This window comes from Spartinivicinus poritis, assembly GCF_028858535.1.
Taxonomy (GTDB): domain Bacteria; phylum Pseudomonadota; class Gammaproteobacteria; order Pseudomonadales; family Zooshikellaceae; genus Spartinivicinus; species Spartinivicinus poritis.
Map to the genome: position 1 here is coordinate 128,851 of NZ_JAPMOU010000004.1, position 13,992 is coordinate 142,842.

The 13,992-nt window shown below is 39.3% G+C and carries 11 protein-coding genes; 4 read left to right on the forward strand and 7 right to left on the reverse strand.

Annotated features, from left to right (window positions below; genetic code table 11):
- Positions 1–88: 88 nt before the first annotated feature.
- Positions 89–1,462 (forward strand): cytochrome-c peroxidase, encoded by a 1,374-nt coding sequence (locus tag ORQ98_RS04940; RefSeq protein ID WP_274687672.1) that lies wholly within the window; start codon positions 89–91, stop codon positions 1,460–1,462.
- Between the two features lie 433 nt (positions 1,463–1,895).
- On the opposite strand, the gene ORQ98_RS04945 is transcribed toward ORQ98_RS04940, so the two are convergent.
- Positions 1,896–2,855, reverse strand: coding sequence for a nickel/cobalt transporter (locus ORQ98_RS04945; protein WP_274687673.1), 960 nt, complete (start codon positions 2,853–2,855; stop codon positions 1,896–1,898).
- A 255-nt stretch (positions 2,856–3,110) separates the two neighbouring features.
- Positions 3,111–3,377 (reverse strand): transcriptional repressor, encoded by a 267-nt coding sequence (locus ORQ98_RS04950; protein WP_274687674.1) that lies wholly within the window; start codon positions 3,375–3,377, stop codon positions 3,111–3,113.
- 877 nt (positions 3,378–4,254) lie between these two features.
- On the opposite strand from ORQ98_RS04950, the gene ORQ98_RS04955 reads away from it, so the two are divergent.
- On the forward strand, positions 4,255–4,986 hold the full coding sequence (locus ORQ98_RS04955; protein WP_274687675.1) for a hypothetical protein: 732 nt from the start codon (positions 4,255–4,257) through the stop codon (positions 4,984–4,986).
- Positions 4,987–5,049: 63 nt separating this feature from the next.
- On the opposite strand, the gene serB is transcribed toward ORQ98_RS04955, so the two are convergent.
- Entirely contained in the window at positions 5,050–6,270 is a 1,221-nt protein-coding gene (serB, locus tag ORQ98_RS04960; protein WP_274687676.1) for a phosphoserine phosphatase SerB, read from the reverse strand.
- A 366-nt stretch (positions 6,271–6,636) separates the two neighbouring features.
- On the opposite strand from serB, the gene ORQ98_RS04965 reads away from it, so the two are divergent.
- Positions 6,637–7,956: an esterase-like activity of phytase family protein gene (locus tag ORQ98_RS04965; RefSeq protein WP_274687677.1), complete on the forward strand. Its 1,320-nt coding sequence runs from the start codon at positions 6,637–6,639 to the stop codon at positions 7,954–7,956.
- A 23-nt stretch (positions 7,957–7,979) separates the two neighbouring features.
- Here ORQ98_RS04965 and ORQ98_RS04970 read toward each other — a convergent pair whose 3' ends face one another.
- From ORQ98_RS04970 to ORQ98_RS04980, 3 genes are all read right to left on the reverse strand, one after another.
- Positions 7,980–8,939 carry a sensor domain-containing diguanylate cyclase gene (locus ORQ98_RS04970; RefSeq protein ID WP_274687678.1) on the reverse strand — a complete coding sequence of 320 codons (960 nt, stop codon included), beginning with the start codon at positions 8,937–8,939 and terminating at the stop codon, positions 7,980–7,982.
- Positions 8,940–8,947: 8 nt separating this feature from the next.
- Positions 8,948–9,964 (reverse strand): response regulator, encoded by a 1,017-nt coding sequence (locus ORQ98_RS04975; RefSeq protein ID WP_274687679.1) that lies wholly within the window; start codon positions 9,962–9,964, stop codon positions 8,948–8,950.
- 204 nt (positions 9,965–10,168) lie between these two features.
- Complete coding sequence (locus ORQ98_RS04980) at positions 10,169–10,333, reverse strand: hypothetical protein (RefSeq protein WP_274687680.1); 165 nt, start codon at positions 10,331–10,333, stop codon at positions 10,169–10,171.
- A 537-nt stretch (positions 10,334–10,870) separates the two neighbouring features.
- On the opposite strand from ORQ98_RS04980, the gene ilvD reads away from it, so the two are divergent.
- A complete protein-coding gene (gene ilvD / locus ORQ98_RS04985) occupies positions 10,871–12,721 on the forward strand; it encodes a dihydroxy-acid dehydratase (RefSeq protein ID WP_274687681.1) in 1,851 nt (616 codons plus the stop codon).
- Between the two features lie 80 nt (positions 12,722–12,801).
- Here the strand turns inward: ilvD and ORQ98_RS04990 are convergent, their stop codons facing one another.
- The gene (locus ORQ98_RS04990) at positions 12,802–13,758 is read right to left on the reverse strand and encodes a choice-of-anchor L domain-containing protein (protein WP_274687682.1); all 957 of its coding nucleotides are present in this window, start codon (positions 13,756–13,758) and stop codon (positions 12,802–12,804) included.
- Between the last annotated feature and the right edge of the window lie 234 nt (positions 13,759–13,992).

The window sequence follows — 13,992 nt, forward strand, 5'->3', positions numbered from 1 at the left end:
AAAAAGATTCTGAGTGGAACGTTTTCAACGGACTAAGCGCTTACCTCTGAACATAAGTACATAGCTAATAATTTATAGATAGGGACAAATGAATAAAACTTATTTAGCTGCTAAAGTGGCTGTAATATGTCTTTCAGTTTCATCATGGAAGTTATTTGGCGCAGGTATTTCAGAAACGCCAGATATTATTTTAAAGAGCCATATCGAAACTCATGGCATACAGCCATTAAAATTAAAAAAAATCACCAACCCAGATAAAATCGAGCTAGGTAGATTACTTTTTTTCGATAAAATATTGAGTGGAAATAAAGACATATCCTGTGCAACCTGCCACCATCCTATATTGAGTGGGGGAGATGCGAGATCCTTACCTATTGGAACAGGAGGAACTGGGCTTGGCCATACTAGAATAAAAGGCAAAACTAGAGAACTTATCCCTCGCAATGCTCCAGAGATTTTCAATAGAGGTATGAAACAATGGAAAACAATGTTTTGGGATGGTCGAGTGGCTGTCAATGCCGTTGGGGATTTTAGTTCACCAGCTAAAGGGCTACTGCCAGATAACTTAGACAACCTTCTCGCTGTACAAGCCTTGTTTCCCCCAACTTCTCGTGATGAAATGAGGGGCCAGGCAGGTGATGTAGATGTTTTGGGAGAGCTTAATGAATTGGCTGAGTTCCAACCTGCATTTAAAGGTGACACCAGTCATCTACCTAAAATTTGGCATGGCATTACCCAAAGGGTTTTAGAATATAGTGAATATCGTACACTTCTAAAAAAAGCCTACCCGACAACCCCATTAGATGAGATTGGCATTCAACATCTGGCAAACGCACTAGCAGCATTTGAAATTGATGGATTTTCTTTCAACGACGCTCCTTGGGATCGATATGTTGCAGGAGATATAAATGCTTTAAGCTTGAAGGAAAAGCTTGGCGCCAATTTATTTTTTGGTAAGGGCAACTGTGCAAGCTGTCATAGTGGACCTTTATTTACCGACCAAAAATTCTATAACCTTGCTGTCCCCCAAATTGGGCCTGGTAAAAATAAATACCACGAAGACCTGGGACGCTACCATGAAACCGAAGATGTATACGACTTATTTGCATTTAGAACGCCGCCTCTGAGAAATGTCGAACTAACAGGCCCATGGATGCATAATGGCGCTTATAATAATCTGAGATCGATTATAAAGCATCACTTAATACCAGGTATTTCACTTTGGTACTATGATTCCAACCAACTCCCCCCATTAGAAAGAAGCCAACTACATAATAATTACGATTTACAAATTCTAATGGAGCTCTTTATTTCACGAGAGCTAAATCAAATTGGTTACCTTAGCTCGAAAGAAATTGACCTTGTGGTTGCATTTTTGAAAAGCTTAACATCAGAATCTGCTAGAGATTTAGAAGACTTGATCCCTGTCAGCGTACCGAGTGATTTACCGGTTAGCGACTAATTATAAAATTATTAATAAAGAAGCTGGAAGTATAGATTTTACTGTTAATGATAGGATAGTTTTCCTGTCACTATAAGAAAATCTAAAAAAACTAACATAATGGTACAGGCCTATTAACACTATTAGACTCACCACTGCCGTAGACTATTTTTTCGTCCAGCAAGGCACAAAAAATGCCGTGTAGTCATTCTACATAAATGGCTTGTAACAAAGCTGGGCGGGAATATAATCTCGGCCCGAAGGGTGATGATCCAAATAGTGTTAACAGGCCCTAAAAAATTAAAATATAAAAGCCCTAGTACCACTCATCAATAGACTTCAACTAAGACCTCAAAAACACAATACTCATTTTACTTAAATACTACAATTACTGACTTTAATTTAAGTGGACTTTGCGAAAATTAGGCAGTCTAAAGTAATACACATAGGCTGACTAGAATAAGTGCTGATGAGAAGAGGTAGTTAATGTAGCACTATATAAGCTCCAACCCAGAAAAACTAAAAAAACGCCACCTATGCAACGAAGATAGTTGGATATAGATAGTCTAGGATAAAAACTTATTTTATTAGATCTAGCCACAAGTCGCTCTAACTTAGATCGCGCCAAATGCGCAGCAATAGCAACTACACTAACTAACAGACCAGTACCTAAACCCATCATAAGTGCAGCAATCACTCCATAGAAATAAACGCCTACCAAATGCGCATAGATTAAAACTACGATAGCACCTGAGCAAGGACGAAACCCCATAGACAAGATCACTGTGAGAGTTCGCCATAGTGATTGATTCTCCTCTGGCACATGTGCGTGAGAACAGCCACAACCAGAGTCATGGTGATGAGTATGACTATTATGTGAATGGCTATCTGAATCACTATGCGAATAATGATAATGATCTGAATGCTTACTCGCATGACGAAGTTTTCTTAATCGATGAATTGAAGTGCTAACCAGCGTCAATCCAAGCATGATAATCATGAAGTAACTAACAACTGCCACGTTATTTCCATAATCTTTCACCTCAGCCAAATTAAATTTGAGAACTATTGCAAGGGCACTCACTAGACCAATAGCAATACACGACTGAAGCATGGCGGCTGATAGTGATATAAAAATACCCTTCCACATGCTTTCTTTATGCGTGCCTAAATAAGTTAAAATGACTGCCTTACCGTGACCAGGGCCAACGGCATGAAAAGCACCGTAAAAAAAACTAAAGGCAACTAGAGCTCCTCCATAATTAAAAGCATTTTCAGATACTGCTCTAATATGACTAGCTAACAAGGCATGAAGTGTTTTGTGCATTTCAGCCACAGTAATTACAAAGGTATCCCAACTGTTATACACTGTGATCACAATTAGTAGTAGTGAAAGACCGAGTACTATTTTCAAGATCACTCTAGAAGGCTTGGAAGTAATGACGTTATTCAGTGAGTTCATATCAAAAGTTTATTTATTAGATTCATTGCTCCAGTCGTCGCAAAGGCAGCTGACTTCAAGCTGAGGACTAATTAGCTTGAACCCCGACACTTGTGCAATAGCTTGCATGTCAATGATTGCCGACTGTTTGATGTTAAGTTCTTTAACTTTTCTGCAATTCCCACAAACCAGAAATTGAGACACATGATGGTTATGATTAGCGTCAATTTATGAACATGCTACATACTTACTCTCCAGCTTAAGCTTGTGAACTAGATGCTGTTTCTCTAAAAACTCTAGAATGCGATAAACCAACATGACAGGGATGATTGCGTCAGACTCTTCTTTGTAAAAGTCCACCAAATCATAAGCTGAAAGCGCCTTGTCAGATTTGACAGGCCCCGCCAATACCTGCTTCCTTTTCACAGTCAAACAAACGTCGTTCGCTTGACAACCTTGATCCGCACTTCGAATGACCGTTTCAACTTTGTTCATACTTTACGAGTCGATTTAAGCTGCAATTTATTTAATGGAGTTTAAAGAATATGGCCAATCAGACATATGTTATGTTATATCATAACATTTATTTGCAAAACTAAAAGTAACTACTGGTCTTGTTTAGTGACTGCTCTGTCGTACTTTCAAGAAAAACTGTGCTCGCCCACATAAAAAGGTCAAAACTGTTGTTTTTATCTATGAAATGATCGTTTTTTTGCGTTGAGTGTACGCTATCTATACTCCGAAGACATACCTATAAGATCCGAGAATAATGACTCAGAAATGGCACTGCGTTTAATAAACATAGCTATAAGAGACACACCTGAGACAGCGCCAAGTGAAACATTCACACTCCAAGCACCACTAGACCTGTCGCACAAATACAGTACACAGTGACTGTGTGAGTAAACTTTACATGTAAAGACCAAGCATGCTCTTCAGGCAGGATAACTCTAATACCAATCTTTTACAGTATACCTATCTAATATTTTTTTCAGTTCGCCATTTTTTCTCATTTTAACTACTGAGCTATCAAAAATGTCAATAAGTGTATTTACATTTTTATACTATGGAGAAAAACCAGCAATAATAACTACTACCTGAAATATATCCTCATTATACGAATAGCATTTTTTTAAATGCTTTATTGTACCATTCCTAGTATAGCCACCCTACGACTAACCTGCTTGGTAGCATCAGTACGCATATGGTCTTATGGGTTTTTCTTGTTTTTATTTCCATAGTCCTTTACTCATATTTTAACCACAAAACTACCGTTTAATTATATATTAAAAATACAATTTTATTTAGCATACACTTTATGCAACAATAGCCGCCTCTCGCTATCATTAACATTACTTTACGCAGTATCACAATGAAGAATACGATATCATACTTAGCATTAGTATCCTTAATTCTTACAGGCTGTACCTATACCAATTATTCGTTAGATACCGCCAGACAAGCAAAAGTAGGCTGGAAGTATTCATACTCTTCACCGGTTATCACATACGTCAAACAAGCTAGTTTGCAAAATAACAAACTGCTTTCTCTGTGTTTTACAGCTAAAGACAGTGATAACCATTCTCAACGAGAGTTTACCTACACAATCGATTTAGCTGAGTCTAATATTAAAAACAATAGCAATGTAAAGAGTGATTTTTTCACCATTTATGAAATGAACAACCTAGAATTTTCTGAAGGTTGTAAAATTGCTGTCGATGATGAGAATAAAATTCCTGTTTTAGAAACTGCACCTAAAAAGCTAAATCAACTCACTAAAAACCTTAATAAAACAACTTTATATCTGGTTAAGAAAAGCAATCCGCGATATAACTACCTGGCACTAAGCTCTTCTAAACCAATTATTCATGATTACGAAACCGTTTTATTACAAGTCAAAAAACTAAAAAAAATTAATGGTATTTCTGTAGACAAAGAAATTTTGTGGTATGCAGCTGTGCCGTTTGCTGCACTTGCAGATACAGCTACAGCACTAGGGTTTATAGTAATGGGTATCTGTTCTGATGCAGCCTCTACAACAAGCAGTTTTACTGAAGATGACCCTAGACTTAAAGACAATTACACTTGTTTAGGCGGCTTTTAACTGTCGTTCAATGTGTGCCTTTGAAAGGGCAAATTCAAAAGCACACATAAAATATTATTCAGACTAACTCAACTGCTGTATATCATGTTCAGTTAAGCCTAATAAATATAGAATAGCATCCAACCCTAAATAAGAAATAGCATGTTTGGCAGAAGCTTTAACTAAAGGCTTCGCTTGAAAGGCCACGCCCATCCCTGCAATCCCTAACATGGGTAAGTCATTGGCTCCATCACCTACGGCAATGACTTGCTCAAGACTAACTCCCTCTTGCTCAGCCAGCATTGTTAATAACTCTGCTTTGCGCTGACCATCAACCACAGTACCCTTTACCTCTCCAGTAACTTTGCCATCGATAATATCCAGCTGATTTGCATATACATAGTCTATCCCTAACCGTTGCTGCAAATATTGAGCGAAATAGGTAAAACCACCAGATAAAATTGCCGTTTTAAAGCCTAACCGTTTTAGTGTACTGATTAGCTTTTCAGCACCTGGGGTAATCGGCAAACGTTGTGCTATTTCGCTCAGCACCAACTCATCAAGCCCTTTTAATAATGCCATCCGCTGCCGAAAGCTTTCATTAAAATCTAATTCTCCTTGCATGGCACGTTCAGTGATAGCGGCAACTTGCTCACCAATACCTGCGGCTTTTGCTAGCTCATCAATCACCTCTGTTTGAATAAGGGTGGAGTCCATATCAAAAGCAATTAAGCGATGGCAACGACGAAAAATAGAGTCTTCCTGAACAGCAAGATCAACTCCTTGTTCACTGCTAATATGCAGCAACTGTTCACGAAACTGAATCAGGTTACCAGGCCTACCTCTTAATCTTAATTCAAAGCAAGTAATTTGGTCATTATTCTCACTATTGATTGGTTGCCGTTGAGATAATCGTTTAATATGACTAACCGTTAAACCATGCTGACTTACTTCTGCTATTACATCAGCTAGTACTTTGCCGTTAACTTCAGGCGCCAGAAGTGTAACCAAATAATGTTCTGGTGTTTTATCTTGCAACCATGCCTGATAGTCTTGCTTATCCAGCTCACGATAACTCATATGGGCTTGCCAAACTTCTTCAATAGGTTGCAGGCGCTCAGCAAGGTCAAACTCCGTGAAAGCTGGGGGTACTTGTAATAACAGTGTAAGCGCAACCTGATCTTGAGTTTGCATTTGCCCCAAATCCAACACCTTAATGGCTTCATCGGCCAAGTGCTTCATTAAGCTAGGCAAAATATCTACTTTATTTTCGCCAGCCACTGTTAATATTAATAGATTTGCCATGCTACAAGCCTTTACTCAGTTAATATGCCAGGTATTGCTTTTACAACTCGGTAGTAAGTACCCAATTACATTTAAGCAGCACATTTTAACGTCAAATTTCTTAAAGGAAACCTCTAATTAGCTATTATAACTCATGGCTTGGAGTCAAGATTGCCAAATATACCAATAATACATATACTGCTTTATTTTTTACTGGTCGTGCTAGTGGTGCATATACGGAAACCAGGTAGTAGCCTTCAAAAGCATTTTTGTAGGCGTAGCAGGCCTACATCAAGAAAAAGTAACACAACCAGAGAATAAATGGAGAAGAAGTTGTTACCTTATTTTACCCATAGACCACTAGCTTAAATTATACGGATGTAAACAATGCAACAAACAGCTTTAGGACTTGTATTTTTTGTTAGCGTTGTAGCTATTCTACAAGTTCAAGTGTGCCAGCAAGCACAAGCAAGCTACATTGACCAGGTTGTTAAAATACCCGATAAGTCAGTTACTATTAAACATAATAATGGCCAAACAACTATCCAGTTGTACCAAGAACATGGTAGTGGTGCCTATTATGACTTTACCACCCAGAGTTTATACACTGTCAGCGACCATGGCCCAAATATCAAGTGCAAATATACCAGAGCATTTTTCGGTTCAGCGAGCTTTTGCTCTAAAGGGCGAGTTGTTCTAAACCCTGATTTCCAACCTGCTATTTTTCAATGGAAATATGATAGCGTACAAAATGAGTTCAATTTAGAAAAAAAAATTCCCATCTTAACCCGCTACGGTACTCATGCCTTAGGCTTACCACTACCAAGCTCCAAACCCCACAAGTTAATTGATGGGAACCGCCGCCCTATCCCTATTTCCACTAAAGGTATTGATCCAGAGTCTATTATTAAATTGCACAATGGCAGTTTTTATATTTCCGATGAGTATGGTCCTTCACTACTTCACCTTGATAAGGATGGCCGCATTCTCACTCGCTATGTGCCTGCTGGCGCAACCAACTTTATAGAAGATGAAGAAATTCCAGTGGTTGGCTTACTACCTGGTATTTTACACAAGCTTAAACCAGGGAGAGGCATTGAAGGCATCGCTATTAGCCCTGATAATCGATGGTTATTTTTTATCCAACAAAGCCCTCTTGCCAATCCTAATAAAAAAACTTACGAACAGTCTCGCTGGGTAAGGCTATTTAAAGCTCGCTTAAATAAAAATGGTTCCATTCAACAAGTGGTTAATGAATATATTTATCCTTTGGATATTCCTGCGACTTTTATGAGCAAAGATAAAACTCGAGGAGATTTTAGCGTTGAGCAGGATGATGTAAAAGCGAGCGACTTAGCTGCCTTAAGTAATGATACCTTATTAGTACTAGAGCGTATTTACATTACTACCAAGATTTACCGGGTTAACCTAAACCAAGCGACTGATATCTTAAACACCCAATGGGATGATGTAGCGCAAACACCCAGCTTAGAGCAACTAGACTACCTAAACCGCTTTGATCTCAGCCCAGTAAAAAAACACAAAGTATGGAGTACGCTAGATACCTCTGATAAGCAATATCCAGGAAAAATAGAGGGAATGACTCTAATTAATAAAAATCGTTTACTATTGACCAATGATAATGACTCAGGAATTTACGGTACACACACACACTTTTTTTCAGTCGATGCTCCACTTTGGAAGTAATTAAGGGCATCTCTAATAATTAATTATGAGGCAGTGTATAAGGTACTTCTATTTCGTCCACCTTCTTTAGACTGGTAAAGTGCCTGATCTGCTGCTTCAATCCATTCTTTTATGCTGGTAATCTTTTCACTAATTTCTGCTAGCCCTAAACTAATAGTAAACGGAATAGTGTGTTCATGATGAGCAACTGGCGACTCACTGATTTTTTTACGTAACCGCTCAGCGAAATACATTCCGTCTTCAGCCTTAGTATTCACTAAAATAGCTCCATATTCTTCGCCACCATAGCGTCCTGTAATATCTGATGTTCGCTGATTTTCTTGAAGCAGTTTAGCAACAGTCTTAATAACTTCATCACCCGCCTGGTGACCATAAGTGTCGTTTACCTTTTTAAAGTGATCAATATCAAACATTACCAGGGTAGATTTCTGTTTGGTACGCAAATAACGGTGAAATTCCCTAACCAGGCACTCCTCCCAGAAGCCCCTGTTAAATAACCCGGTTAAACGGTCTGTTCGACTCATTACCTCTAATTGGGAATTCGCTTGCTCCATGCCTTTCTTATTAACAGCAATATCCGTTACATCATAAATTAAGATACAAATATGGTTTACCGTACCATCAGCTGACATTAATGGGTTGATTGTTAGATTTTGGTACATGAACTCTTCGGTACCAGTAATTGGCCTGAAGTTTTTAAAACGAAAAATAAATGGACGCTGTTCCCAGGTAGAAAATGTTTTATTTTTTAACAAAAATACCGACTCAGTTTTACGCAAAAACCAGTCTTTAGGGATTTCTCCAAACAAATCAAATACATTTTCCCCCCTTACTTCTAGCGCATTTTTGCCACTATGATTCTCCATAAAGCTGTTCCAGATTTGAATTTTATAGTCTCTATCCACTACCACTAAGCCTACTTCAATATCCTGAAGCATCCCCATCATCCAGTGCAGCTCTTTGAAACCAGTATCTACAGCCATTACTAACCTCAAGTTAATAGATAAGAAATTTTTTCTCGTAAGGCTTTCATTGAGTCATCAGTAAGTAGCAATAGCAAATCACAGCTAATATTATAATTCTCAATGCTATAACATAGTTCGATGGCTAGTGTTTGCTTCCATTGCCATACCCCTTGGCTCAACAATTTTGAAACGTCAACATGCTGTCCAAGCACTATGGGGTGGCCTTGACTAAACGCAATATCCAACTGTTCTGCAATACCTTTAATGCAAGCACCAATTAAAATATTGGCGACTTCCATTACTAATTCCAGCTCAATGGTTTGGGTTAACTCACCCTCATAGTGAAGTAACTTGGCCATGTCTTCAAACGACGAGTCATAAAACAACAGCAAGGCTTCACCGGCAATACCAGAGCCAATAAAACCCTGACAGACAGCCGAAAAGGTATCATTACCCTCAGAGGTTTGCAGCGCCATTTGTAGCTCAGTTACCTCTAACATATTTACTTTTGGCACTGGCAATAAGATAAATACATTCAATAGCTTTGCTAATAATGCAGCAGCCTGTCCCATGGCCACATTAGCAATTTCCTGATAACAGTCTAATTCACCAATGCTTGCATTTAGCTCTTGAATTTGGGCTTGATGGGTTTTAATAATGGTACTGTCGTTGGCGGCAGCATAGAGACCATAGCGTTTTAATATAGCCTCTATGTCATCAGGGGTGACCGGCTTTTTTATAAATTCTATTGCACCTAATTGTAAAACACGCTTGCGCGCATCTTCTTGAATATCACCAGATACGACTATTGTCATTACATCAAGATTATTCTTCTTTATTTCGCTAAGTACCTCATAGCCATCCATAACAGGCATGTTGAGGTCTAGAAATAACACTTCTCCTTTGCCACTAACAAGTGCTTCCATGCCTTCCTGGCCATGTTTAGCAAAGGAAACTTCAACATCCCATTCTTCAGGAAGGGCCCGTGCCATTTGCTTTCGCGCAACTGTGGAATCATCACAGATTAAAACATGTGTAGACATTGTTCTTAGTATGCGTTTAATGAAACTACTTGTGATTCCTATAGCCAATATAAAAGATATAGTTAAGCAATCACTTCATGTTTATTAATTAAAGATTAGACTAACCAGTAACGCGAATTTATTTCAACATTCTGTCTAGTAAAGAAAAAATATTCGAAAAGAATAGCATAAGCGGTTAAGGCAGGGTCAATAACACTGCCTTAACTATTTAGAGTGGGTTCGAGCAAACCATAACATGCCCCCACCAACAGCCAACATAAAAATAGCCACTAGGTTAAATAGTCCCATCTCAGAACTATTACTTTGTAAACTGGCCATTGATTGCGACATAGCAACTAATAAAAAACTAAAGCCTAATAACTCATCCATAGTTGTAAGACATTATCTGTATAAAAATCCAATTTTAATAGCAATCTGTATTAAATAAAATATTTTTAAATGAATAAATTAGACAAAAGAATTAACACCCACTTGAAACAAGTGTATTAATCGAACCATATACTAAGCTCCAAAGCTCACGTTTTATCGAATCTTAAACGTTTAAGCTACTAACTATAATCGGCTCTTTACCTGATACAGCTGTAAGTATTTTCCACAGGATTAGCGACCGACAACTGGTAAGAAAGTAAAACAAAATTATTTAGCTAACGGGTTGCTGACTACATTATAAGTTACTCTCTCAGCTGCCTTAGTTTCCAGCGAGCTGACTTACGCCAACTTTAATGAGAATAATTATTATTTAAGCCAACATGAATTGTTTTTTTATGTTTAAGCCCACCCCCAGTTTCAAACCAAAAAACAACGGAAGTGAATTTGGCAGCAACCTGATGATCCACTCTTTATTACCAGCCCACAGTTCCGTAGACTACCAGCCAAAGAATATGATTATTAATCCAGGAGTGTCTCATGCCAGTTTATCGTTCACGCACCTCAACCCACGGGAGAAATATGGCAGGCGCCAGAGCCCTGTGGCGTGCTACTGGGATGAAAGATGATGACTTTAAAAAGCCTATTATCGCTATTGCCAATTCATTCACCCAGTTTGTACCTGGCCACGTTCATTTAAAAGATCTTGGTCAACTGGTAGCCAGAGAAATTGAGCAGGCTGGTGGCGTAGCTAAAGAGTTTAATACCATTGCCGTCGATGATGGAATCGCTATGGGCCATGATGGCATGTTATATAGCTTGCCTTCCCGAGAGCTCATTGCTGATGCAGTGGAGTATATGTGTAATGCCCATTGTGCTGACGCATTAGTTTGTATTTCCAACTGCGATAAAATCACTCCTGGTATGCTGATGGCGTCACTACGCCTAAACATCCCTACTATTTTTGTGTCTGGCGGCCCAATGGAAGCAGGTAAAACCAAGCTAGCAGGCCAAGAATTAAAGCTGGATTTAGTTGATGCTATGGTTGCCGCCGCTGATCCTACAGTATCTGACCAGGATGCTGACACCTACGAACGTAGCGCCTGCCCGACTTGTGGCTCTTGCTCTGGGATGTTCACAGCCAACTCTATGAACTGCTTAACTGAAGCATTAGGCCTATCTTTACCAGGCAATGGCAGCTTGTTAGCCACCCATGCTGATAGAGAGCAGTTATTCCTCACCGCAGGCCGCCGCATTGTTGAAATCACCAAGCAGTATTATGAGCAAGACGACGAGTCTGTTTTGCCAAGAAACGTAGCTAGCTTTAAAGCATTTGAAAATGCCATGACACTGGATATTGCTATGGGTGGTTCCACGAATACCATTCTGCACTTATTAGCTGCGGCCCAGGAAGGAGAAGTTAACTTTACCCTGGAAGATATCGACCGTCTGTCTCGCAAAGTACCTCACTTGTGTAAAGTAGCGCCTGCTACTCATCAGTACCACATGGAAGATGTACATCGTGCAGGTGGTGTATTTGGTATTTTAGGTGAGCTTGCCCGTGGCGGGTTATTGCATACAGATATTCCCACAGTCCATAGCAACAGTATGGCTGAAGCAATCGCCAAATGGGATATCACCCAAACCACTGATGAGCAAGTGCATACCCTGTATAAAGCAGGACCTGCTGGTATTCCCACCCAACAAGCATTTAGCCAAAGTACCCGCTGGCCATCATTAGATGATGACCGGGCAAACGGTTGTATTCGCAGTTTAGACCATGCCTTTTCCACTGAAGGTGGGCTAGCTGTTTTATACGGCAACATTGCTGAAAATGGCTGTATTGTAAAAACGGCAGGTGTTGACGAAAGTATTTGGGTATTTGAAGGACCTGCTCGTATCTACGAAAGCCAAGATGCAGCCGTAAGAGGTATTTTGGAAGATGAAGTACAAGCGGGCGAAGTAGTTATTATCCGTTATGAAGGCCCCAAAGGCGGACCAGGTATGCAAGAAATGTTGTACCCAACCAGTTATTTAAAATCTAAAGGGTTAGGTAAACAATGTGCCCTGCTAACGGATGGCCGCTTCTCTGGCGGTACTTCCGGATTATCCATTGGTCATGCGTCACCAGAAGCAGCCGAAGGTGGTGCGATTGGTTTGGTAGAAAATGGTGACAAAATCAGAATTGATATCCCCAATCGCAGCATTGAACTGTTAGTGGATAATAAAGAACTGGCAAATCGCCGTCGCACCATGGACGCCAAAGGTAAATTAGCCTGGAAGCCTGCTCATCCAAGACAACGTCGTGTCAGCACTGCATTAAAAGCCTATGCAGCATTGGCTACCAGTGCAGATAAAGGTGGTGTTAGAAACTTAGATCAACTGGATTAGATACTCATTATTTGTTAATCAAAAAGTGCTTGTTAGTAATAATCAACAAGCACTTTTTATAAAGAGCTTCTTAAATAAAGTTAGCTATACAACCGTCGCCGACGAGCCTGCCCACCAAATCCTAAAGCTAATAAAACACCCCCTAACATCAGTGATATCATATTAGGTTCTGGCACAATCCCAGGTTCACAGTTTTCACTTCGTCTACAAGCTCTTAGGTCTCCCACAAAAGCCACGGAGTCATAAATTGTATCAGCTGTGTCAGCAATAACTATTTCCAGAGTATGCTCATCCAAGTCCTCATCTAACAAACCAATTACAGTTAGCACATCAGAAACACCATCATATTCAATCGGTAAATTATCAGTGCCTAGTTCATTATTATTAAAGTTATGAGCATTAGAGCCTGTTAAAAAGGAAATTAATGAACCATCCTGAAAATACGCATAATTTTTACCATCAACAATAAACGTAAAAATATCTGTCACTGCTTGATCAGGAAATTCCTCTGTAGCAAACACAAACATTGACTGAATAGCTTTAATTCCGTCAGCCACAGTAAATTTTACTTTAACTGAGTTATAATCTCGGTTAGCCCCTGGTAACCCCGCATTTTTTAAGATTTTTTCTACCCCAGCATGGGATGCTGTAGGCAATGCTGGAGCGCCAGACCTCAAATGACTGAAGTCATTAAAACTATTGGATTTTGGTACATTAGCAGACCCAGTTGAAAAAACGGCTCCACGATTTAAGTTAATCTGTTTACCGTTAACAGCATGAGTCATATCTAAATTTTTGAAAGTACCAGACTGAGCAGAGTAAGCATTACTGCCATCCCCTAGCCTACCATAATATTCAGCGCTACCTTCGATGATGTTAATACCACTGTTATTGGCTAGCATGCTTTTGATAAGCGTCATTGCCGGGTCTTGGCCTTCCGTCTTATTCAGCAAGCCAACTTCAAATGACGCCTGAGCCTGAGACGACAGTATCACCCCCGCAAAGCCTAACGCAGTAATGAGTTTCTTTATTGACATGAATTTCATTCCTTGTCTATTTTTATATCGCATTTTGCTATTAAAAATTCATGCCATACTCTAAAAACAGCTAAAAACAAAGCGCGAAACAAATCACACTAAAAAAGCTAACTGGTTATCGTAAAATTTACTGACAGCAGGCGAGGTGGAAATGGTCATTTAATCTACTTTTTTACTAAACGACCATTTAGTCAATCAAAGATAAGTCTAAAAATCAGCAAGTTAAATAATTGT